The sequence below is a fragment of the Mucilaginibacter sp. P4_A11 genome, from assembly GCF_056402535.1.
In genome coordinates this window covers 216,903-238,769 of record NZ_JBFUHE010000013.1, presented here as the reverse complement: position 1 = coordinate 238,769, position 21,867 = coordinate 216,903, and the positions used below count along the sequence as shown (strand labels likewise).

Below are 21,867 nucleotides of genomic sequence, written 5' to 3'. Positions count from 1 at the left end.
ACCTTGCAATATTCAAACCCCGCCGTTAACACTCTTCAGGGTTATAACCTGGTAGGCAACCCTTATCCTGCCACTATAAATTTCGAAAAATTTAACCGTAAAGGCACATCCGGCAGCACTGCCGATCAAAAATCTTCTATTTATATTTCAGGACAAAAGGCGCAAATTTATACAACAACATCATCAAAAGTGCCCCCCTTAACCTTCATATGGGTTTACAATGTAACAACTAAAAATTTTGAAAGCTATCAGCAATATGCAGGGCAGATAAATTCAGTTAATGATACCACCACTACCATTAACCCTGGTGTACAAAGTGTAGTTGGCGGTGCGGCAAGCAATATGATTGCAAGCGGCCAGGGCTTTTTTATTATTGCAAACGGCAGCGGCCAGGCTCTAACTTTCAGGGAATCGGCCAAGATAACTACTCAGCCGTCTTCAACCACACTTGCAGGAGTGTTCAGCTTGCCGCAAACCAAAACACCAATTGCACAAGCCCTGGGCACCGGCAGCAAAGCGATCATGAGCAGTGCAAATTCACAAATCGCTGCTCCTGATATAACCGAGACGGCGGCTCAACCAAGCCCCGTTATGCATCTTTTACTTGAAAAAGATGCAACAAATTTTGATGGTATCGCACTTGTATTTGACAAATGGGCAACGACCGCCTTTAGTAAAGATAAAGATGCCGAAGACCTTGGCGGGAACGGCGCTTTGGAAAGTTTTTCGGCCTTAACAAGCGACAGCGTAAGAACAAGTATCCACCACCGTCCCTTACCCGGAAAAAAACAGGAAATAATCCCTCTTTTTGCAGATGCTACAACATCAGGTCAATACAAAATCAAATTAGCCGATGTTAAAGATCTGCCAGCCATTTATGAAGTATGGCTTAAGGACACTTTCACCAAAGATTCGGTAGATCTAAAAGCACATACCGATTACAGCTACAACATTGATAAAACCACACCGGCTACTTTTGGTAAAAACCGCTTTCAATTGGTGCTACGCCAATCCCCTGAACTGGCCTTACGACTGCTCGATTTCAATGCCATCAAAGCTATGGAAGGAGCTAAAACAACTTGGGTTGTGGAAAATGAGGCGAATTACACAACATTTACATTGCAAAGAAGTACAGATAACGGTAAAACCTGGGATGATCTGAAAGTTATACAGTCAGAAAGTTTAGGAACATATTCATATACCGACCCTAACCCTGCAAAAGGCTTAAATAAATACCGGGTTCAGCTAACTGATTTAAACAATGATATCAGTCTTTCAAAAGAGTTACCATTAATGTATGCCAATACTCAAAGTAACATAAGCAATAGCTTACTTACTATATATCCAAACCCCGTACACGAAACAGTAAACTTAACTATATCGCAAACCAACTCATCGGCAAACTATAATATTCAATTAACTAACAGTAGTGGTATGATACTGAAGACTGTAAATATTACCCAACTTTACTGGAAAAACAATGTAGCCGGTCTTATCCCCGGAACATACATTATAAGGGTTGTTGATAATAAGAAACAGCAGTTGATTGGCACCGGTAAATTTGTAAAATTATAATAAACACTTTGTATACATGATAAAAAAGTTCTTTTTAACCGCCTTTGTTTTTGCTGCCGGCATCTTAAACTGCTTTGCGCAAGACAACGTAACACCTTGTGATTCAGGCGATGGAGACGCATTTTGCCCGCTTGATACCTGGGTTATTGTTTTAGCTGCAACTGCATTTGCTTTTACTGCAATTCATTTATATCGTAAACAAAAATCCCTTCAGGCTTAACGCCCAAAGGGATTTTTGCATTTAGTTCAATAAAATTGATCAGCAAATTTCTTATGCCTTTTTCATTGGTAACTGCGGTTGTTGTACCTGGTTAAGTTCCAACTGTTCGATAATACCATTAACTACTTTCGGCAATTCCTTTACAGTTCTTTGCGGGTTGCGCAGTTCACCCACACCAAAGCCGCGCCATACCAGTTTACGCGATCTGGCGTCCATAATGTCGATGATAAGCGTGCCCTCTTTGTAAGGCACACGGGCGTAGCCACCGCCACCATAGCCATAGCCGTAACCATAAGGATATCCCCAGCCCCAGCCGCCGCCGTAAAATCCACGATAGCCCCAGCCGCCGCCCCAACCCCAGCCAAATCCCAAACCAAAGCCTGGATAACCGCCGTAGTAAGAAGGGTAAAATTCAGTTTTCATACCCCTACCGGTAACAGTGGTGTAACTCACCATCAAATCGGGATTGTTTTCCTGAAATTTCAGGCCTTTGTTTTCCAATGCCGAAATAGCCGCATCCTTAACTCTTTCATCTGCCACTTCCTTTTTTACAACTGCGCCGGCTTTATTGGTCATGGTTGCAGGAGGTAGCCAGGCAAATGTACGGTAAGCGGATAGATCTGTTTTGTTACGGGCTGCGGTGTAATAATTGTAACTGCTGCAAGCAGACAAGGTGGCCACCAGCAGTAACACCAGCCCTGTATTAATAGTTTTCTTCATGACAAATTACTCCCATTTATTTAAACATTAGACAATGCAGGAAATAAAGGTTTAATTTAAATAAATAATTATTTAGATGTAGTTGGGGAGGCAATTTTCTTAAGGAAAATCCCTTTTAAAATCAATAGTAAACACGGGGCACCTAACGGAGCCTTAAAGTTTCCATTTTGTTTCCTATAAACACGATACTCCTACGGAGTTTACAGCAACTGCTAAGACACTCCATAGGAGTATCGTGTTTATAGACATTTTCCCCCAATATATTGGCTCCGTTAGGTACCACGTGTTTTAAAAGCGATTTCCCTGCGATTCTCTTTTACTGTACAGACGTCTCAAAATCTTCTGTGAAAGTTTGAAAATCTAAGGTCGTTGATGGCTGAATTATAACACGACTGAAAACTTACGAAGTTTTAAAAACTTCGTAAGTTTGGAAACGAATTAAAAATATCGTGAAATCTATTTGCTTAAGCTAACTAATTGCGCATAAACCTTTTCGGTAGGTAGGCCAACAACGTTGGTATAAGAGCCTTCAATCCGCACAATGCCTATCAGGCCAATCAATTCCTGGATGCCGTATGAGCCGGCCTTGTCAAGCGGCTGATATCTATCTACATAATTACCTATCTCCGCATCAGAAAGTTTGCGAAAGAATACTTCGGTAAGGTCGTAAAAATTATTGTATTGCCCTTTGTGCAGCAAACATACCCCGGTTATAACCTGGTGTACACGGCCCGATAGCCTTTGCAGCATCTCCATTGCCTGTGCACGGGATTCGGGCTTGCCAAGTATAAGGCCATCAATGCAAACTATGGTATCGGCAGTAAGCACTACCTCATCTCCTACCGTTTCGTCAAATGCTTCGGCCTTTTTACGGGCTATATACAAAGCAACTTCTTGCGGAGTCAAACCTTTGGGATATGATTCATCAACATCTTTAAGCACAACCCTGAAATCAATATCCATAAGCCTGAGCAGTTCCTGACGCCTTGGTGATTTTGATGCGAGGATTACGGGGGGGATGTTGTGCATATTGAGTTGCTATTTTTCATGTCATTGCGAGCGATAGCGAGGCATTCGCATGCTATACAGAGCGGATCTGCTGTGTTCGCTATTGCTTCGTATCTTACAACAAGATCATCGTAAGTAATTGACTATTAAGTGTTTTTTTTATAACATAGGCGTTGCCTGCGGCCCGGGCTTTCCGTTACAAGTCCTCGCCTTCCTGCCCGCAATCCCAACACACGCTGTGGGCTTTACACTGCAATCCCTAACGCGGCCAACACACAACGCCCCTAAAATATATTTCACACGTCATCACGATTTTTTCCAGAGATTCCTGGGTGGTTACTCGCGATGACATATCTTTTATTGTAAAACTACCAGCTATAAGCCTGTTTGCTCATCCATTTATCCTGAACCTTGAGCACTTTTTCGATAATATCACGGGCGCAGCCTTTACCACCGCCATAGGGCGATACATAGGCACTAACCGCTTTGATCTCTTCAACGGCATCGGCAGGGCAAACAGGCAGGCCTGCAAGTTTCATCACTTCCAGGTCGGGGATGTCATCGCCCATGTATAATACGTTGGTAGCTATGATGCTTTTTTCTTCGAGGTAGATATTAAATCTTTGTGATTTGGTATGCGTACCCATATAAACATCCTGGATGCCAAGACTGTTTAAACGGTACATAGCGCTTTTTGAGCGGCTGCCCGATATCGCGCAAACATTATACCCGCACTTAACGGCCAATTGCAAAGCGTAACCATCTTTAATGTTAAAGGCCCGGCTTTGTTCTCCCGATTCTGTTACAAAAACAGATCCATCGGTCAACACACCATCCACATCAAAAATGAGGGTAGTAATATCTTTTAATTTATTCAGGAATGATTCCATTATTTTTTTGATTTCACCGATAATTGATTGATTTCACCAATCTTTTTTTGTTGGAATATCATCGATTATCATGGTGATTTAACTTATTCATTCTGCCCGCAGAATTGCTTTGAACCATGCTAACTATTAAAGCCGCAGCTTAACTGCAAACTCAAAACTGCCTACTGAAGAACTATTGATTATCGCGCCACTCATATACCCAGGCCGATTGGATCTGCTCCAGATGACCTTCGTTTGACTCGGTACGGGTACCTGCAAAATTAGGCAGGCTTAGTACCCACTCCAGCAGTTCGGTAAAACGGATGCGGTATATTTTTGATTCGTCAAAATCGTCGCCAAACTTTTCATAAAGTTCGATGGCAATATCTTCATAATCATTCCAGTGAATTGGTAAGGCAAATTTATTATCGCTCATTTTTATTGATTTTACGTACTACCCTGGGGTTACGCTAATACGTTGTAAGTTATACGTTTTATTATTGTTTTAAACGGATTAATGCAAATATTAGTGGCCTAAAAACTGCGACTGATCAGGCAGGGTAACTTCAATGTCGCCATCAACTATCACACACTGGCAACCCAGACGCGAGTTGATACGCGGGTTAACAGCCCTGTCAATAAAATCCTCTTCCTTATCGGATATTTCCTGGATGTTATCCATCCCTTTATTTACGTAAACATGGCAAGTGCTGCATCCGCAAACACCACCGCAATTGTGCTGTAGTTCAATGCCATTTTCCAGGCATACGTCTAATACAGATTCTCCTTCGGCAATTGGCAACTCAACACTTTCGTGCCCTTTTTCCTCGAAATTGACCTTTATTTTATAAATGTTCATTTAAGCAAAAGTAACAAAATTACTCGTCTGCCGTAAGTCCTTTATTGTTTTTGATAATACCCTGACTTAATAAAGTATAAACATCCTGTAACATAGGCATATCGCTCAGCATCTGCATATGAGTGGCCATGGTACCTTTATCATTACGCACTGCCGGCCCTGTTTGCACACTGCGCGGCTCCTGCTCAAGCACCTTTTGCGCGGTTTCCATGATCAGCGGGCGCAGCATACTAAATTCCATTTGATTTTGCGCCAGTAATTCCTGTGCAACCCCGTATAAATAATTGGGAAAATTACAGGCAAACACAGCCGCCAGGTGCAATATTTTACGCTGGGCGGAGTTAACGGAGTATACATTATTGCTGATGGTAAATGCAAGCTGCTTTAAATCAGTAAGTATACTATCATCAGCACCTTCAAGACAGAGTGGGACAGATCTGAAATCAACCTCTCTTATCTTGCTAAATGTTTGCAGGGGATAAAAAACACCTGCATTAGGCGTAAAAGCCAGCAAACTATTCAAATCGGTTGAACCTGATGTATGTACTATTAACTTTTTATGGGCGGATAGCGCTTTAACAACAGTTGTTATGGCATCATCCTTAACCGAAACAACAAATAATCCGGTATTGGGATTGATATTGTCGAGGTTGTCAATAGCTTCAGCACCTATATGGTAGGCCAACAGCGCGGCATGCTGCATGTTGCGGCTGTACACCTGCACAATACGGTGGCCTGCATTTTTGAAAGCTGCAGCCATATGCGTGGCTACATTGCCGGAGCCTATAATGGTAATGTTCATATAATCTTTACAATGAATAAATTATTTAACTAACTGTAGTATAAATATTTCTGTATTTTAGAAACCAACATCTACTACCGCATGAAAATACTTAAAGTAAGCATAATAATTGTGATATTTCTTGTCGGAGCTGCCTCATTAATCCTTTACGGCTTCTATAGATATAACAACAAAGAAACCCAAACCTTAACCGATGCCAGCCGCAAAAACATTTCCGGAAGTTTCATCAAATTAAGCCAGGGCGTAACCCACTACCAGCTTGAAGGCCCAAATAATGCCGAAGTTATCATCCTTGTTCATGGGTTTAGCGTACCCTATTACATTTGGGATGGCACTTATGATTATCTTGTAAAAAAGGGTTACAAAGTATTACGCTATGATATGTATGGTCGCGGTTACTCAGACAGACCAGATGTTCCCTATACTCAGGAGCTTTACAATACACAACTGCTTGATCTCATCAACCAACTCAAATTGAGCGGAAAGATAAATTTAGCGGGGGTATCATTCGGCGGCGCAGTAGTAACCAACTTTACCTGCAGCCATCCCGATCTGGTGGGCAAAGTAATCCTGGTAGACCCGGTATATGAGCAAAAAAAGCCGGCATCACCGCAATATTTCACACTATATAATGAAGCCGTAAACTCCGATGAAAGGGCAAACGGGCAATTAACTGATTTTCTTTATCCCAAAAACCATCCGGAATGGGTAAAACGCTACCTGACACAAATGGGATACAAGGGATTCAGAAACGCGCTGGTTTCAACCATGTACAATTACCACCAAAACGGCAAACAAAGCAACTCATGTTTAAATAGCGCAGGCAAAAACGTACTGTTGATATGGGGTAAGGCCGATAAAACATTACCACCACGTTTTGCCGACTCTATTCGTAGCGTATTGAAAGTTGATTTTTTCCCTGTTGATGGCGCAGCACATTTACCAATGATTGAAAAAGCCGATACGGTAAATGCTAAGATCTTTTCATTTTTGAAGGGGTAATAATATTGCTTTATGATAGATGTATTTGAAATATGGGAACCAGGTAAATCAATTACTGAGAACAAATACCTTGAAGGTATAAGCTACCACAGCGGCCATCTTATTATCTCGTTAAAAAGCCTGAACGAAAAAGACCCTATTTTAAATATTACATTTGAGAATCACTTCTCATTTAGAAACACAAACGAATCATTCAGACTTAAGTCTTTATATAATGATAAGTTCCAAAACGGTTTAAACTACTCCAACGATACGCGGTATCTAAGATGGATAAAAGAAGAGACCGCTGGTGCTTATGATGAGGTAAATCCTATTCATTATCTCATTGGGAGCAATGATGACATTACTGATGTTATTAGTGGTTCCGCACCAATCTTAACTTGGGTGCACCCCGCTTAAAACTTATCTTTCCACCCAATCAATCCCTTCAGCAAGTTCTGCCCTGCTAAATTCAATATGCACAACCCTCCTCTTTTTATTATTGGTAGTACGGTTTGACGCATGCATAAGCAATGGCCTCATGATCATGATACCGCCAGCCTGTACATTGCAGTTCACTTCAGTTTCCTGTTGCCAGTCAATATTTTCAGGGCGATAGATCTCTTTTAGATGAGAGCCGGGCAGCACTTTCAAAGCCCCGTTACCTTCGTCGGTATCATCCAGGTGAATGCGGATGGTGAAGATATCCTGCAGGATATCTATTGGCGGCTGCACGCCAAACTGGTTATGCTTAACCGTCCAGGGACCGTAACCTGCTATATCACCTTTGTTATCTACAGAAATGGTTAGGTCCTGGTGCCAGGCTACAAACCAGTTGGATGATCCAGGCTTGTCAAAATAGATGGATTTGACAACGAAATAACTATCGCCAAAAATATTGGAAACAACACTTTTCAGCCTGTCATTAAATAAAAGAGTAGAAACAGCCGGAATTGCCTTAAAAAACTGCCTTATGGCAAATACATCATCAGTTTGGCGAAACAGCGGGCCTGACCTGTCTGCAGATTCAATGATGTTGATAATGGCATTAACTTCAGCACCGGTATAAATATCCTCAATAACAGTAAACCCGTTATGAGCTATATGATACCAGTGCCCTGTTATATCCACCTAACAGAAATTAAACTGTTTTAAGTTCTTTATTACGCCTTTGGATAGAAAGCAGGAAGCCGATCACCATAATGATAGTACCACTCCAGAAGAAGTTGATATACGGGAAGCTGATAGCGCGCATCACAATCCATGGGCGTTTATTTTGAGGCTGCTGATAAACAGTGATCTCCACCTTTTTGTTCTCAGGATTGATCCTCGAGAAACGTAGTTTCAAACCGGCGTCCTCAACCTTACGGGCAAAATCAAACACGTTACCACCCCTGATCATAAATACAGGCTCGGCGGTGTATACTTTGCCATCACGGGCATGCACTTCTATATTGGCACCGATAGCTACATCATTTGCAGTAAGCGGGATGTTTTGTACGGTAGCCTGTTTGTTTAATGATTTAACCAGCATAAAGCCATCGCGGTACCTGATGGTATCGCCAACTGCCACCTCATGGGCTACTGGTTCATCGTAGTTTTTATCATCGTTACCTTCGTCGTGCCCGGCCTCGCCCTGCATCGCAAAACCTTCGCTCGGGATGGCAGTAACATGCGTATACAAGTCATTTAACAGGTAATGTTTGGTATCAGGTGATGAAGACATTCCCGCATCGCGGCTGGCTTGTACTTTTGGTTTAAGCACAAAGTTTTCCAGTACTTTGCCATTGGCATCAAACTTTTTATAATCGACCCTGTAAAAATGGTATGGTGAAGATATTGAGTCGCCAAGGTAGGTAACTGTATAATCGCCCATTTTTACGGGGGTGTTTTTGTAGATCATGATATTTTCGCGGGCATTACCGGCTTTAGCATCAAAGCCCTGTACGTTAACCACACCGCTCGCGTTTTCAGATACTATTTTGCTGGTACCTGCCGCTATTACAGCACCAACCATCAGCAAACCAAAACCTAAATGCGCCACTGCCGAGCCGGCCAGCTTGAACTTGCCCTTAAAGGCATCTATCAAAACTTTGGCATTGGCAATAACCGAGTAGACAGAGCCACACATTACCAGATTGAATACAAAGTTAAGGCGATAGACACCCGTTAAGTAAACAACAAGCGCAGTTATCAAGATAGAAAACAGGAAGTATACCCCTGTAGTAATAAAGAACCTGGTAATATCGGTCTTTTTATATTTCAGGAATTGAGTGAAGCCGGTAAGTAAAGTCACCACAAATGCAAACGATGACTGGATCACGTTGTAATGTTTAACAGCATCGGCCGGAGGTGCTATCTTGGTGCCAAACATAGCGTTCCACACCGGCACCGATGTTACTACAATAAGGTGAAAACATGACAACCCTAAAAACACCGAACCTACAAACATCCAAAATTCGCGAGAGTAGGTTTCTTCATCTTTTTTTGTGATAGGTAATTCTTTCCATCTCCACACCAAAATCCCAACAGATAACACAAGGAATATCAGGATCCCGATAACCAACTGCCAAAACATACCAAGATCRGTAAAGGCGTGAACAGAACTTTCGCCCAAAATACCACTCCTTGAAAGGAATGAAGTGTACCATACTAATACAAAGCTCAGCAATACCAACAATGTGGCTGTAAAATATGAGTGACCGGTATTCTTAAACACGATAAGCACGTGCAAAGCTGCCACCATAGTTAACCACGGGAATATCGAACCGTTTTCAACCGGATCCCATGCCCAGAACCCGCCAAAATTCAGAGATTCATATGCCCAGAATGAGCCCATGATAACACCTGTACCCAATATCATGGAACCAAACAAAGCGTATGATATAGCAGGTTGCACCCATTCCTTATAACGTTTTTGCCAAAGCCCTGCTACTGCATAAGCAAATGGAACTATAATAGATGCGAAACCAAGGAACAATGTTGGTGGGTGAATGATCATCCAATAGTTTTGCAGCGATGGGTTCATACCCTGTCCATCTTTAATAAATTCAAGATAGTTAGGCTGTGAAAATATAGGGGCTTCGATCCCCGAATTACGCAACAGCAAAAATGGTGAACTACCTATACGCTGACCAAAAATATCGATCCCCAGCACCATAGTACCTAATATCACTTGCGACAGGGTTACAACCGTCATCACAGGACGCTCCCATGATTTGGCCCTTGCAATAAGTACATTACCTAAAACAGCCTGCCAAAAAGCCCACAGCAAAAAGCCACCTTCTTGTCCGTTCCAGAAACCCGATACCAGGTAATAAACAGGCAAAGAACGTGAGGTGTAAGCCCAGGCATAATGATACTCGAAATAATGGTTATAAAGCACATAGAACAGGCAGGTACCCATTCCTAAAATGGAAATAGAGTTTACGTAAAAGCCTAAACGGCCTAAACGTTGCCAGCTGCTGTTATCCTTGCCGGCATCATCAGTAGTGGCAAAATAGTAACTTATAAATGACAGCAGGGCTGCACCAAACGAAAGAACAATAAAAAACTGGCCGATTTGTCCCGGTAAAAGGTGTTCGCCCTTGAAAACTGTATTCATCAAAAATGATTAAATGCTGGCTTGCTTAGCCTTTACTTCTGTAACTTCTAACTTATCCTGGGTGTATTTGGATGGGCATTTCATAAGGATCTTCGAGGCGTGAAACTCGCTGCCAACCATCTGGCCAGTAAGTACAAGTTGTTCTGAACGCTCAAAATCTTCGGGCTTTGTACCGGTAAAAACAACTTTACGCTCCTCGCCTTTGTTATCTTTCATGTAAAATGAAAAATAATTGGCATCCTTAGTGGCGTCATAAACCATTTCCTTTCCCTTGCTAAAATGGCCTATTACATGCAGTTCGCTGCTGGTTTGCTGTGCCTCGGCAAAGGAAGCATAGGTGCTTGAGCTTGAATAAACACTAATGATAACCGCTATGGCTATAGCGATAACAACAAGACCAAAAATTGCACTTTTTTTCATCCGCGGTTTATATAATTAAAAAACGATTTGCAAAAATACAAAACATGCAGCGAAATATGTTTATTACAAGACATATGTATTATTTAGAATCATTCTTGATAAATTTCAAACTTGCTCCTGAACGAGGTTACAATTTGAAGCCGTTTGCTGACTTGAAAATTAGGCTGTAAAATCTATTGATTGATCACGCTTATTTTAACTGTTGTCATTTTTCTTGCAACCATATAAAACACAGCCGCCGCGAGCCCATTAATTGCAGTTATGATCAAACTACGATACCAGTTCGCATGCCACATAATGGATTCTAATTCTTGATGAAGATTATAATTTCCGGAAATTAACAAGTTTGTGATCTTAACCTCGTACCTCGTCGCTACAAATAACACTACCATATTAAATATATTAGCAACTGCTATTCCTAATACAATCTGCTTTTTAAGAGGGTAGATTGAGGTTCCAAATGTTTTTAAACCATATAAAAATGCCAAAGTTTGCAGCAATGCAAACCCTACCAAATAATTTTGCAGGGTATGAATAGTTTCTAAATAATATTTTAAAGGTTCGAAAGATTGCATCATAATACAGGAGAGTTATAAACTTTTAAAGTAACACTTTTGAAACGCCAAATGAAATAACATACCAGGAATTTATTTGACTGCCTATAGACTGTATCTACGGACAATCGAAAGGATAACGAACAGCAGAACAATAAAGACAACTTGTGTTAGTCAAATCAATCACAAACTGGCCATTGTAGCCGCCAAGTGAATATTGGCGATGCCTGCGGCCCGGGCTCTTCACTCATACGCCTGCAGGCATTGCACTCGTTGGCCGGTATCCGCTACGATCCCTATCGCGGAGAATGCATTAATTTTAGTTGCATCATTTCCTCGTCTTGATTTGTTTACTTAACGTTCCTAAATTCAACTCAAAATTATTCATTTTAAGGGTTTTAGCTAATACCATCAATATTGTCTTTTTATTGGCAAAAACTTCGTTTTTACAAACCGGGGTACTGATATTAAGAACATTGGCAAAACATAAAGTGCTTAAATTCACCTGCTGTAAAATTGATTTATTATCAGGCGGCATATTGTAATACCAAAGCAGGAACAGTTTCTTATTTATGGTTACCCATTCTTTATGTATCCCTGAGATTTTTACCTTTAAATCATTCTTCTCATAATTCAATTCATATTCAGAATAATCAAGTAATTCGGCCTGCTGCTTTGTATATGCATCATTTGCGGTATTTGAAGCATAATAATTTATCAGGTTAAATTGAACCGGATTTTGATCGATATTAATAAAGTCAGAATCTTCAATAGGATCTATTTTTGCTGATGTAATATCGAGCGTTATTGACTGCGACTTGCTGTTGTATATTAATTTAAACCCGTTTTGGGTTTTCATTAATGACCGCTCAAAATCAGCGGCGGTCTGGGCTTTTGAACCAACAACACAAAATAGCGCAAGTAAGGGTAACAGAATCTTTTTCATCTGTGATAAGCTGGCGTAATATCTGATTTTTTGATCACTTACAAAAAAAAACGAGGTGGGCTTTTTCAAACCCACCTCGCTATATATAAAACTATTAAATCCTTAATTATGGCCAGATACCTAAATTTTGGTACGATACCGCTATTTTATTAATAGCGCCAACCATAGCAGCATTACGCAAGGTACCAATCTCAGGGTTGCTTTTGTAAATTTCCCTGATCTCGTGGTATGAGCGGATCATGGTATCTTCCAGCCCCGAGTTTACCAGCTCAAGTTCTGATGCTCCTTTAATAATGGTTGAACGTTGCATCTGAGTTAAAGCTACACCTGTAATTCCTTCAACCATGTTTACCAGGTTAAGGTTAGAGTTTTCTTCAAATCTGCGGTTAATACGGCCGAAAGCAACGTGGCTCAGGTTCTTTAACCATTCAAAGTATGATACGGTTACACCGCCGGCGTTGGCAAACATATCAGGTACAATGATACCGCCGTTGGCATAAAATATAGCTTCGGCTTCGGGCGATGTTGGGCCGTTAGCGCCTTCAACAATAATCTTAGCCTGTATGTTGCGGATGTTTGCTTCTGTAATTTGATTTTCAAGAGCGGCAGGCACCAGGATATCACATGGCTGCTCAAGGCCTTCCATGGTATTGGTAAACTCCTGAATTGCCGCAGCGTAACCTAAAATAGAACCGGTAGCCTTCCGATGCTGGAATACCGCCTCGATGTCCAAACCGTTCTCGTTATAAATAGCGCCTTCATACTCACATAAACCAACTATGATTGCCCCCATTTCAGATAAAAACTTAGCCGAATAGTAACCTACGTTACCAAGGCCCTGAACAATTACCCTTTTGCCTGATAAGCCTGGCAGCAAGCCGATCCTTTGCATATCCTCGCCAACGCTTACACATTCGCGGGTAGCAATGGCTACACCACGACCGGTAGCTTCTCTCCTGCCGGCAATACCGTGCAGGGCAATAGGTTTACCGGTTACGGCGCCCATAGCATCCAGCTGACCAGGGTTCATAGTAGCATAGGTATCAGCAATCCAACTCATTTCACGCTCGCCCGATCCATAATCAGGTGCAGGTACGTCAATGCTTGGGCCAATAAAGTTCTTTTTGATCAACTCAACTGTGTAACGGCGGGTGATGTTTTCCAGCTCGCTTACGGTGTAGTTTTTAGGATTTATTTTGATACCGCCCTTGGCACCGCCAAACGGGACGTTAACAATGGCACATTTGTAGGTCATGAGTGCGGCAAGGGCCATCACCTCATCTTCGTTCACCATTTCGCTGTAGCGGATACCGCCCTTGGTTGGCGACTGGTGGTGCGAGTGCTCAACGCGCCAGGCATCGATTACCTCGAAACCGTTGCCCCTGCGGATGGGAAAACGGAAGCGGTAAACACTGTTACATGATTTAATTTGATCAAGCAGGCCTGCATCGTGTTTGGTGAATTGGGCAGCGTGATCGAAGTTTTTACACACGTCGCTAAAGAAGTGTGTTTCTTGGTCGGCAATCAAAATATTCGTAGCCATAACTATTGTATAAATATTAATCTCTTAAAAAAGTGAGCAAATTTGGTACAATTTTTATCAATATTGCAAATATTTCTTAGTTAGTGTGCTCTATACACTACCCAACACCGCCACGAAAAATATGTTTAAATTGTTTAAACATATTATTTGAACTACTTTTCGTTTTCGACTTTTTTTAATCTGCGGTCTATAGTAAACAGGTAAATGGCCAGTCCAACAAAAATTATGGAAATTGTTGCTACAACTACGTAAATTTTTCCCGATTGGCGCAGGGCGTCGGCCATTTCAACTTGCTGCCTCTGTTGTGCAAAAACAACTGTACAAAAAGTAAGCAGCAACAATAAAAGCGTTAATTTCTTCATCTTAATTTATAGCGTTCTTCTTATTCTCAATTAAACGGATGCGGTAGCGGATAGTTGCTATCCAAAGGGCAATAAAACTCCAGCCTAACATGGCCGGGTAAAAGGCTATTTTCATGCCGTTATCAAGGTCGTATTTACCAAATGCCGGGTTACCGCCGCTGCCCGGGTGCAATGAATCTGTTAAACGGGGTAAAACAAATATCAGCACAATCATAATCGGGAAAGCAAAGATGTTGTAGATGGCCGAGATCTTGGCCCGCTTTTGCTCCTCATCAATAGAATTACGAAGCACCAGGTAAGCGCAATACAATAAAAATGCAATGGCCGCACTGTTTTGCTTAGGGTCACCGCTCCAAAACTCGCCCCAGGTATATTTTGCCCATAGCATTCCGGTTAAAAGCCCTAAACTGTAAAACAGCAGTCCCGTATTAACACACTCAACCGAGGCAAGGTCATGCTCCTCTTTACCCGTTTGCAGGTACTTAATACTGAAATAAACCGATACGACAAATACCGTGAGCATCCCCATCCACATAGGTACGTGGAAATACAAATTACGGATGGTTTCGTGAATAATTGGAAGCCTTGGCGCTTTGAAAACCAGGCCGGTGTAAAAGGTAGATAATACCAGCAAAACAGCTGCTACCTTCCACCATGTTTGATAAATAAACTTCATATGATTTATGCAGGCAAATGTAATTAATTATTTGCTCATTGATTCGACAGTAAGTTTAGACAAACATAAAGTATTACACATTTCAGTGAATCTCTCTTACAATGGGTGCCGCCTTAATATTGGTTTGACTGGCATGCTTTATGACTTTTACAGTCCCACCTACATACAATGTTGTCAACAATTTATTATTCGAAACATCTAATCGCGACACGGCCGTTGAAAGTAAATTAAGGTAGGATAAGGCAGAATTTGAACTAATATCAATAGTTTTTAATTCTTTATTACCTATCAGCTCTAATGCACTAAGATTAGCCAAGCTTTTGAATTTGATATTTTTAAATACGTTGCCCTGCAAATAAAGCTGCTTGATATTGTCAGTGCCAATTAATTCAATCGAATCCAGGTTATTTTGCGCAACGGCTAAAATGTTTAAATTTTTAACGTTCTTTAGTGTTAACTTTTTCCCGAGAGCGTTTTTTCCAATATAAATTTCCTCAATAGTATTATTGTCAAAAAACACATCCAGGTTTGCAATCTGGTTAGACATCGCGTAGACCTTTTTCAAGCTTTTAAAATATTTCAAATCATCTAACCACTTTATATTGCTTCCGGCTATGTTTAATTTTGTCACGGTATCAATTTCGGATACTGCTATTTCATGATCTTTGTTAAAATCATACCCATTTTTCAGCAAGGTCGATTTTAAATTTTGATCTTTAAATACTATTTGCTGTGCGCAAACTCTTTGCGTTATAAAAACAACGACTAATATTAAAAAACTTGTATACTTCATGAAGGATAGTAGCAGGAATTATATCCGCAATAGTGGTGGCAAATATAATTTGAAATAAGTAAAGTCTTTCTGAAATTATCAATCCCCCGGCTCGTAATCAACCGGCAGCAGATCGCCGAGCTTGGCTTTTGACCATGAGCCCTCATAAAGCGGGCTTGGGCTTGATACCACAATACCATTCATATCAAAAGCTATATAGCCAGAGTATTTGGTCATGATGCTGGTTTCATAGTTGGGCATATCCAGCGGGTGGTAAACGTCCTTAAACTCTGTAGTTTCTTCGCGTTTGGTATATGCTATGTATAAAAAGTGGGGAAAAGTAAGCGCATAGATGCCGTCCTGAGGTGTTTTACGCAGGATCTCAAACTCCTGGTAAGTCAGCTTGGCCAGGTTTTCACGATACCACTTGGTCATTTTCGACAGATTGTAGTAACGCAATGCCGAATCGCGCGGGCCTTCCCTGTATTTCTTCATCTTCTGCATCAGCACCGCTTCTTCAGGCCGTTCAGGGTTAATTTGTCTGGTAAAATCATGCGCCTCAAATCCTTCTTCTTTTAGTTTGCCTTTGTAAAGGGATCGGTAAAAATGTTGAGCGGATCCATAGTAAGCCTGCTCTCGTTTCTGTTTCCAGAGCTTCTTCTGAGCAGCACTGCCGGGCAGGTTTTCGAACAAAGCACTTCCCGAATAGGATATCGTGTGCTCAATGGCATCGTACAAAAAGTTCTTCAGCAAAAATTTGGTGCGATAGCCCAGCGCCAGGTTCTCTACCACTAAAAACTCATCGCCCGATGCTTCCAGCTGCTGTTTGCCCCTGTGGTATATAATATTAAGGATATGCGGATTGGTCACTTTACACTCCTTGCCGTTTTCGGTATCGCCAACAAATTCCTTCCGGAACAATTCATAGTTCTTTTTCCAGTCGGCACTGCTGCTGATCACCACTTCGCGCAGCATCAACACTTTTTGGTTAACCTCAATACTTAACTTTGTGGGCTCCCGACCAACTAATACCGTGGTGGAGTACTCTTCAATACTAACACCGGTAACTACCAGCTGGTATTGTCCGGGCTTTATACCTGCCAAAGTAAAAGTCCCATCCTCGGCTGTGGAAGTACCATAAGTGGCATTATTTAAAAATACGCTGGCATTGGGTACTGGGCTTTTAGTATCAGCCCGCACTACCTTACCTGTAATAGTACCGGTTTGCGCTGAAACTATGAGCGGACATACAAACGCAATAAGCAAAAACCAATAAAAACGCATTAAATAAAATTAGGATATTTTTTCAATCTACTAAAAAACACATTTTTTATGAACGGTTAATGAATTGTTGACGTATAATTTTTGTTGCTTTGTTTTTGTTTATCGCCTTCGCTTACGTTATAAACGTAAGTCCATTGTAAACAATCACTAAAAACGAGCGCAAGTCGAAAGTTGCTGACAAATAAATAAAAACATGTTATTGCGCAGCGTGGCGTGGCAACCGCACGGAAGTAAATCCGCTCTGTACAGCATGCGATTGCCACGTCGCGCCCCGGCTCATTCCTTTTCTGCTCCTCGCAATGACATAGATTTTTATAGGATAACAAAAAAAAAGCGGCATGAATTACTTCATGCCGCTTCAAAATATCATCAGGAAGAAAAACTACAGGCTTTTCAAAAATTTAAGCATCGCATCCCTATCAGCCTTTGATAGTTTGCTGAAGAAAACTTTTGCCGGCTCTGCCTCACCGCCATGCCACATAATGGCTTCGGTAACGGTCCGGGCACGACCGTCATGCAAGTAATAGCCTGGGTTATTAACGGTTTCAAACAAGCCTAAACCCCAAAGTGATGCTGTGCGCCACTCTTGCCCACTGGCTAAAAAGTCAGGGCGGTTATCCGCAAGGCCTGGCCCCATATCATGTACCAGCAGATCCGTGTAAGGGTGGATCAACTGGTTCGACAATGGTTTAAAGGCTACGTTTACACCGGTAGTTAATGTTTGCCGGTGACAGCTTTCGCACTTTGCCTGTTTAAATAACAGCTCTCCCTTTTTATTGGTAGCATCGGTAACATCACGACGGGCAGGTACTGCAAGCGTAGCCGCATAAAATCTTACGGCGTTAAGCGTACTATCCGGCAATTCAGGATCATCCTGCAAACCATCATACTGCGCCTGGCCAAAAGAGTTCTCAACCGGGAATATTTTGTTAGTGATCCCAATATCCTGGTTATAAGCAGCAGCTACCTGGGTAAGGATAGATGCAGTATTGGCCTTCCACCCGAAACGTCCCAATTGGCGCGATTGTGTTGCTACATCCCATACATAGTTAGGATGGCCTTTTATACCATCACCATTGCTATCGTTAGGATCGGCCATGGCCACGATCTCACTTTCAGGGATCGATTCAAGTAAACCAAGCCCGAACATAGGCGGCGCTAAACGCGGCGAAAGCATGTAACCGGCTGGCAGCGTAGTATAAAGATTGCTCAGGGTGTAGGTAGGTGTGCGAAGCGCATAAGTTTCACCATCAGCAAAACTGTAGGTCTTATCATCGTAAGCGATGTTGACCTTGCACTCCGGTACTTTGCCATACACGGCTTTATCCTGTAACTGTAACCCGTAACCCGGTGCAGCCAACGGCCCACCATGCGCATCCGTACCCGGGATGCTAATGCGCACCAGCAATGATGAACGCGATTCGCCAGTCGTGGGCAAACCTATCCCATCATTATGATGACACGATATACAGGAGTTATTATTAAAAATAGTTCCCAACCCCGGGTTGATAGGCGCAGGTGCGGTAACAAAGATCTTGCTGAAAGCCGCGTCGCCAAAGCCATGTACTTCGGCATCATAAGCCGACAGTCCGGGAAACATATTACTAAACGCGTGCGATGTGATATCAAACACAGTAGCATCACCGCCAGATAAACGCTCGTCGTATTTATCGGCCGGGAACTCTGCAGCTTTCTGGCATTTTGCCAGCAGCAATACCAGAAGTGCTAACGCGCCTATAACCTTTAATTTCTTCACCTTAAAAATTAGTCCTTAATGTTTGTTTGTATAAATGTGGTCAAATCGCCTTCAAGTGTAGCCTGCAGCGTGGCCAGTGCGTCTTGTGTCGTTTTGATCTTATCGCGGTTATCATATATCGCCTTTTCAAACGTTGGCGTAATTAAAGCCATTGCAGATAAAGCTGTTTGTACCTGCGTTTTGATCTTGGCATCCAAAGCTGCATTTTTTGACGCTACTAAAGCACTTAAACTTGTTGTGCCTTTGGTTCCGTTATATGTAGCATTATACACGTTAAGAATCCCTTGTATGTTATTGGTAAAATCAACAGTCGTATTGTGTGAATATGACGACTCATCAAGTGTGCTATCGCGATTAGCATAAGGTTCTTCCATTTTACCGGTGCCTACTTCCTCACAAATACCGGCCATTTTGGCAACAATTGTAATGAACAAATCTTTACGTGTTGCAAACGCGCTGCTTCCTTTTCCGGCGGTGATGATCTTGGCAGCATAATTAGCTCCGGATGCTGCCCAGCTGTCGCGAAGAGCGGTAGTAGTGTTCAGCAAACTTTGAGAAGTATACTTCAGGTAATCTTTTTGACGGGCAGTAATATCAGCAGCCTTCCTTGTACCGCCAGGGCCAAATATGATATATTCAATACCGTGAAAGCCTTTTGAGAAGCCATCAAGCGCATCAACAGAACTCAAAGATATAGTAGTGCCGCCGTTTATAAGGGCGTCAACATCTACCCTGTTCAAAGGCCAGCTATCCATAGTTGGATCATAGTCCTCATCCTCAACAGGGCCAAACAAATAGCCTTCGGCCTGTTCCCATGGCTGACGGGTATTTTTCCAGGCAGTACGTGCCGCAGCAAGGTTAGCATCAGTAGGTGTAGTTAAAAAAGTAGTTATAGATGCATTTAAAAGAGTTGCTTTTGCCTGGATATCTACATAGTTAGGATTACCTACAACATTAACAAACTGAGTTATCACTTCCTGCTCATCAACCGTTGTGTTTTGAACAGGTGTTTTGTCTTTTCCGCAGCTGCTAAGGGCAACAGCAGCTATGCATGACAGGCCGAGTAAGGTATTTTTCATGGTAAAAAAATTAAGTTAAGTGAATTATGATCTGATTGGAGATTACTTCCGTTGTATATTTCTTAAGCGGACGCTCGGCGGGACCTGCAGTTACCTGGCCTTCGTTATTAAAAGTACTGCCGTGTAAATCGCATTTGTAACCGTTATTTCCAACCGGAGTAAGCTGATTATCGGCGTGGGTGCATTTTAGTAGCAGCGCGGTGTAGGTGCCGTTAGCCTCCTTTTTTAAACCGATATTGTAATACTGGTTTTTTGGCTGGATCATTTGAAAATTAGTTGTACCAAAAATGGTTTCAGGAACGGTTACAGTGTTGTTGGCTACAGCAGCTTTATAAACAGGCAAGGTAGCGCAGCCCGATAACGAGCCCACCAGCATGCCGGCACCTGCCGCAAGGCACAGTGAACATGACTGTTTAACAAATTCTCTTCTATCCACGATCTTTAAGTTTAAAATGAATATCCAACACCCAGGTTAATTAAAGTATTACTGGTTTGGTAAGGCAATGCAACCGGGCTTGGGTTAATGATCAGCGCGGGGTTTTGCACGCCGGTATGAGCCAGCCTAACATCGCCCTTAACCACCACATTGCGAAGCGGCAGGTAAGTTAATCCCGCTACCACAAAATTTCTGTTTAGCGTTTGATCGGTTATACCGTTTGAGGGGATACTGGCATTCAGGTCCAGCTTTTCATCACGCACAAAAACAATTAGTTGCGGAGCGTTTACTTTGCCATAATTACTGCGGTAAAGCAGGTCGTAACCAATTTCGGCGTAAGCACCGTAGGCGGTTTTAGGGGTATTGCTGGCATAAGCCCTGTTGATCTTGTCGGCATCTTTAATAGAAAGGATGGTGCCTAATACTTTTACCGAAAAACCTTGTCCGTTATACTGAATATCACCCTCGCCCATAGCAACCGGGGTACCAAATACACCAGAGTTTAAGCCAAGGCTATCAGCCTCTGTTTTGCGGATGCCAACAGTACCACCGTAATAGCCTGATAGCTGGGCTTTGAAGCCGCTTTGATAGTACTGGAGCGCGCCGGTAACGGCAAGGTTGGTACCTGTTGCGTTACGGCCTTCAAACCTACCATCAACAATGCCGGTACCGTGGGTAAAACCACCGGCACTTAAACCGTTCATCAATCCAATAGAGTAATTTATTGGGAAATTGTTTAAGCGACCATAAAAGCCAACGCCTAATTCGCGCCAGGTGGCCGGGATAATCAAGGTTTCTACATAGTTACGCTCGTTACCGTTAAAGGTGGTTGGCAGGTGATTTTCGTTCAGGATACCTATCCTTGGCAAAAACAAACCGGCAACTATGTATTGATTAGGGTTAAGATTAAATTTCAGGTAAGCCTGCTCAATAGTGATCTCACCACCAGGTTCGCCGCCGTTTACTTTGGCGTCCTCCAACTCGGTTTCAGAAAAGAAAGAGATCTTATCACTGAATTTGTGACCAACAAATAGCACAAAACGTTCAAGATCAACCCTGGCCGTTTTTTGATTGTTATTATACTGGTAAAAAGCATTACCGTAACCACCTATGGTAGTGTTTGATAAAAGCGAACTTTTAACGGTATTGTTATTAAGTGAATCTTCGGCAGTTGAGGTGTTTGGCTGCTGCGCCAGTACCGCGCCCGAAACAAAAAAAGAAAGTACAACTAAAGTAAGGGTTTTAGCATGCATTGTTGTTTGGTTAAGTCGGCAGCAAAAGTAAATACTAATTTAGACTTAATCCAAATTAAAATGAAATTAGAAAATAATGTGAAGAAAAGGGCCGAAATTTGCCGTTTTACCGCAATACACGAGCATGCCTCGTTCTAACACGTTAGCC

Annotated in this window: 24 protein-coding genes; 4 read left to right on the top strand and 20 right to left on the bottom strand. The window is 42.1% G+C overall.

The window, feature by feature from the left end; translation table 11 throughout:
- Both AC1DUD_RS23375 and AC1DUD_RS23370 read left to right on the top strand, forming a co-directional pair.
- A partial coding sequence (locus tag AC1DUD_RS23375; RefSeq protein WP_477378883.1) for a T9SS type A sorting domain-containing protein occupies positions 1-1,575 on the top strand: 1,575 nt, incomplete at its 5' end.
- Positions 1,576-1,591: 16 nt separating this feature from the next.
- Positions 1,592-1,795: a hypothetical protein gene (locus AC1DUD_RS23370; RefSeq protein ID WP_477378881.1), complete on the top strand. Its 204-nt coding sequence runs from the start codon at positions 1,592-1,594 to the stop codon at positions 1,793-1,795.
- Between the two features lie 51 nt (positions 1,796-1,846).
- Here AC1DUD_RS23370 and AC1DUD_RS23365 read toward each other — a convergent pair whose 3' ends face one another.
- From AC1DUD_RS23365 to AC1DUD_RS23340, 6 genes are all read right to left on the bottom strand, one after another.
- Complete coding sequence (locus AC1DUD_RS23365; protein WP_477378879.1) at positions 1,847-2,515, bottom strand: DUF4136 domain-containing protein; 669 nt, start codon at positions 2,513-2,515, stop codon at positions 1,847-1,849.
- A 456-nt stretch (positions 2,516-2,971) separates the two neighbouring features.
- Complete coding sequence (locus tag AC1DUD_RS23360; RefSeq protein ID WP_477378877.1) at positions 2,972-3,544, bottom strand: Maf family protein; 573 nt, start codon at positions 3,542-3,544, stop codon at positions 2,972-2,974.
- Between the two features lie 347 nt (positions 3,545-3,891).
- Positions 3,892-4,413, bottom strand: a complete 522-nt coding sequence (locus tag AC1DUD_RS23355; RefSeq protein ID WP_477378875.1) for a KdsC family phosphatase — start codon at positions 4,411-4,413, stop codon at positions 3,892-3,894.
- 172 nt (positions 4,414-4,585) lie between these two features.
- A complete protein-coding gene (iscX, locus tag AC1DUD_RS23350) occupies positions 4,586-4,828 on the bottom strand; it encodes a Fe-S cluster assembly protein IscX (protein ID WP_377024349.1) in 243 nt (80 codons plus the stop codon).
- 90 nt (positions 4,829-4,918) lie between these two features.
- Positions 4,919-5,251 carry a 2Fe-2S iron-sulfur cluster-binding protein gene (locus AC1DUD_RS23345; protein WP_091211301.1) on the bottom strand — a complete coding sequence of 111 codons (333 nt, stop codon included), beginning with the start codon at positions 5,249-5,251 and terminating at the stop codon, positions 4,919-4,921.
- 19 nt (positions 5,252-5,270) lie between these two features.
- Positions 5,271-6,053: a Rossmann-like and DUF2520 domain-containing protein gene (locus AC1DUD_RS23340; RefSeq protein ID WP_477378872.1), complete on the bottom strand. Its 783-nt coding sequence runs from the start codon at positions 6,051-6,053 to the stop codon at positions 5,271-5,273.
- Between the two features lie 81 nt (positions 6,054-6,134).
- Here AC1DUD_RS23340 and AC1DUD_RS23335 point away from each other — a divergent pair, with 81 nt between their 5' ends.
- Complete coding sequence (locus AC1DUD_RS23335) at positions 6,135-7,055, top strand: alpha/beta fold hydrolase (protein ID WP_477378870.1); 921 nt, start codon at positions 6,135-6,137, stop codon at positions 7,053-7,055.
- A 12-nt stretch (positions 7,056-7,067) separates the two neighbouring features.
- Entirely contained in the window at positions 7,068-7,454 is a 387-nt protein-coding gene (locus tag AC1DUD_RS23330) for a hypothetical protein (RefSeq protein WP_477378868.1), read from the top strand.
- A gap of 3 nt (positions 7,455-7,457) precedes the next feature.
- Here the strand turns inward: AC1DUD_RS23330 and AC1DUD_RS23325 are convergent, their stop codons facing one another.
- The 14 genes from AC1DUD_RS23325 to AC1DUD_RS23260 all read right to left on the bottom strand — a co-directional run bounded on the left by AC1DUD_RS23325 (position 7,458) and on the right by AC1DUD_RS23260 (position 21,719).
- On the bottom strand, positions 7,458-8,165 hold the full coding sequence (locus AC1DUD_RS23325; RefSeq protein WP_477378866.1) for a phytanoyl-CoA dioxygenase family protein: 708 nt from the start codon (positions 8,163-8,165) through the stop codon (positions 7,458-7,460).
- Between the two features lie 10 nt (positions 8,166-8,175).
- On the bottom strand, positions 8,176-10,638 hold the full coding sequence (ccsA, locus tag AC1DUD_RS23320; protein WP_477378864.1) for a cytochrome c biogenesis protein CcsA: 2,463 nt from the start codon (positions 10,636-10,638) through the stop codon (positions 8,176-8,178).
- 9 nt (positions 10,639-10,647) lie between these two features.
- Positions 10,648-11,058, bottom strand: a complete 411-nt coding sequence (locus tag AC1DUD_RS23315; protein ID WP_121227642.1) for a cytochrome c maturation protein CcmE domain-containing protein — start codon at positions 11,056-11,058, stop codon at positions 10,648-10,650.
- Positions 11,059-11,231: 173 nt separating this feature from the next.
- Positions 11,232-11,636, bottom strand: coding sequence for a hypothetical protein (locus AC1DUD_RS23310; RefSeq protein ID WP_477378861.1), 405 nt, complete (start codon positions 11,634-11,636; stop codon positions 11,232-11,234).
- A gap of 304 nt (positions 11,637-11,940) precedes the next feature.
- Positions 11,941-12,558: a hypothetical protein gene (locus AC1DUD_RS23305; protein ID WP_477378859.1), complete on the bottom strand. Its 618-nt coding sequence runs from the start codon at positions 12,556-12,558 to the stop codon at positions 11,941-11,943.
- 106 nt (positions 12,559-12,664) lie between these two features.
- Positions 12,665-14,101 carry a Glu/Leu/Phe/Val family dehydrogenase gene (locus AC1DUD_RS23300; protein ID WP_477378857.1) on the bottom strand — a complete coding sequence of 479 codons (1,437 nt, stop codon included), beginning with the start codon at positions 14,099-14,101 and terminating at the stop codon, positions 12,665-12,667.
- Positions 14,102-14,253: 152 nt separating this feature from the next.
- On the bottom strand, positions 14,254-14,463 hold the full coding sequence (locus AC1DUD_RS23295; RefSeq protein ID WP_477378855.1) for a CcmD family protein: 210 nt from the start codon (positions 14,461-14,463) through the stop codon (positions 14,254-14,256).
- Position 14,464: 1 nt separating this feature from the next.
- Positions 14,465-15,139 (bottom strand): cytochrome c biogenesis protein CcsA, encoded by a 675-nt coding sequence (gene ccsA / locus AC1DUD_RS23290; RefSeq protein ID WP_243480982.1) that lies wholly within the window; start codon positions 15,137-15,139, stop codon positions 14,465-14,467.
- A gap of 82 nt (positions 15,140-15,221) precedes the next feature.
- Positions 15,222-15,932 (bottom strand): leucine-rich repeat domain-containing protein, encoded by a 711-nt coding sequence (locus tag AC1DUD_RS23285; RefSeq protein ID WP_477378852.1) that lies wholly within the window; start codon positions 15,930-15,932, stop codon positions 15,222-15,224.
- A gap of 78 nt (positions 15,933-16,010) precedes the next feature.
- Complete coding sequence (locus AC1DUD_RS23280) at positions 16,011-17,195, bottom strand: carboxypeptidase-like regulatory domain-containing protein (protein WP_477378850.1); 1,185 nt, start codon at positions 17,193-17,195, stop codon at positions 16,011-16,013.
- A gap of 382 nt (positions 17,196-17,577) precedes the next feature.
- A complete protein-coding gene (locus tag AC1DUD_RS23275; RefSeq protein ID WP_477378847.1) occupies positions 17,578-18,951 on the bottom strand; it encodes a di-heme oxidoreductase family protein in 1,374 nt (457 codons plus the stop codon).
- Between the two features lie 8 nt (positions 18,952-18,959).
- Positions 18,960-20,030, bottom strand: a complete 1,071-nt coding sequence (locus AC1DUD_RS23270; RefSeq protein ID WP_477378845.1) for an imelysin family protein — start codon at positions 20,028-20,030, stop codon at positions 18,960-18,962.
- A gap of 10 nt (positions 20,031-20,040) precedes the next feature.
- Entirely contained in the window at positions 20,041-20,466 is a 426-nt protein-coding gene (locus tag AC1DUD_RS23265) for a QcrA and Rieske domain-containing protein (RefSeq protein WP_477378843.1), read from the bottom strand.
- Positions 20,467-20,477: 11 nt separating this feature from the next.
- Entirely contained in the window at positions 20,478-21,719 is a 1,242-nt protein-coding gene (locus AC1DUD_RS23260) for a hypothetical protein (protein ID WP_477378841.1), read from the bottom strand.
- Positions 21,720-21,867: the final 148 nt, after the last annotated feature.

Excerpts from the sequence above, each read along its gene's own strand:
- AC1DUD_RS23370 (WP_477378881.1), top strand. The coding sequence starts at position 1,592 with ATGATAAAAAAGTTCTTTTTAACCGCCTTTGTTTTTGCTGCCGGCATC.
- AC1DUD_RS23365 (WP_477378879.1), bottom strand. The coding sequence starts at position 2,515 with ATGAAGAAAACTATTAATACAGGGCTGGTGTTACTGCTGGTGGCCACC.
- AC1DUD_RS23360 (WP_477378877.1), bottom strand. The coding sequence starts at position 3,544 with ATGCACAACATCCCCCCCGTAATCCTCGCATCAAAATCACCAAGGCGT.
- AC1DUD_RS23355 (WP_477378875.1), bottom strand. The coding sequence starts at position 4,413 with ATGGAATCATTCCTGAATAAATTAAAAGATATTACTACCCTCATTTTT.
- iscX (WP_377024349.1), bottom strand. The coding sequence starts at position 4,828 with ATGAGCGATAATAAATTTGCCTTACCAATTCACTGGAATGATTATGAA.
- AC1DUD_RS23345 (WP_091211301.1), bottom strand. The coding sequence starts at position 5,251 with ATGAACATTTATAAAATAAAGGTCAATTTCGAGGAAAAAGGGCACGAA.
- AC1DUD_RS23340 (WP_477378872.1), bottom strand. The coding sequence starts at position 6,053 with ATGAACATTACCATTATAGGCTCCGGCAATGTAGCCACGCATATGGCT.
- AC1DUD_RS23335 (WP_477378870.1), top strand. The coding sequence starts at position 6,135 with ATGAAAATACTTAAAGTAAGCATAATAATTGTGATATTTCTTGTCGGA.
- AC1DUD_RS23330 (WP_477378868.1), top strand. The coding sequence starts at position 7,068 with ATGATAGATGTATTTGAAATATGGGAACCAGGTAAATCAATTACTGAG.
- AC1DUD_RS23315 (WP_121227642.1), bottom strand. The coding sequence starts at position 11,058 with ATGAAAAAAAGTGCAATTTTTGGTCTTGTTGTTATCGCTATAGCCATA.
- AC1DUD_RS23310 (WP_477378861.1), bottom strand. The coding sequence starts at position 11,636 with ATGATGCAATCTTTCGAACCTTTAAAATATTATTTAGAAACTATTCAT.
- AC1DUD_RS23305 (WP_477378859.1), bottom strand. The coding sequence starts at position 12,558 with ATGAAAAAGATTCTGTTACCCTTACTTGCGCTATTTTGTGTTGTTGGT.
- AC1DUD_RS23300 (WP_477378857.1), bottom strand. The coding sequence starts at position 14,101 with ATGGCTACGAATATTTTGATTGCCGACCAAGAAACACACTTCTTTAGC.
- AC1DUD_RS23295 (WP_477378855.1), bottom strand. The coding sequence starts at position 14,463 with ATGAAGAAATTAACGCTTTTATTGTTGCTGCTTACTTTTTGTACAGTT.
- ccsA (WP_243480982.1), bottom strand. The coding sequence starts at position 15,139 with ATGAAGTTTATTTATCAAACATGGTGGAAGGTAGCAGCTGTTTTGCTG.
- AC1DUD_RS23285 (WP_477378852.1), bottom strand. The coding sequence starts at position 15,932 with ATGAAGTATACAAGTTTTTTAATATTAGTCGTTGTTTTTATAACGCAA.
- AC1DUD_RS23280 (WP_477378850.1), bottom strand. The coding sequence starts at position 17,195 with ATGCGTTTTTATTGGTTTTTGCTTATTGCGTTTGTATGTCCGCTCATA.
- AC1DUD_RS23270 (WP_477378845.1), bottom strand. The coding sequence starts at position 20,030 with ATGAAAAATACCTTACTCGGCCTGTCATGCATAGCTGCTGTTGCCCTT.
- AC1DUD_RS23260 (WP_477378841.1), bottom strand. The coding sequence starts at position 21,719 with ATGCATGCTAAAACCCTTACTTTAGTTGTACTTTCTTTTTTTGTTTCG.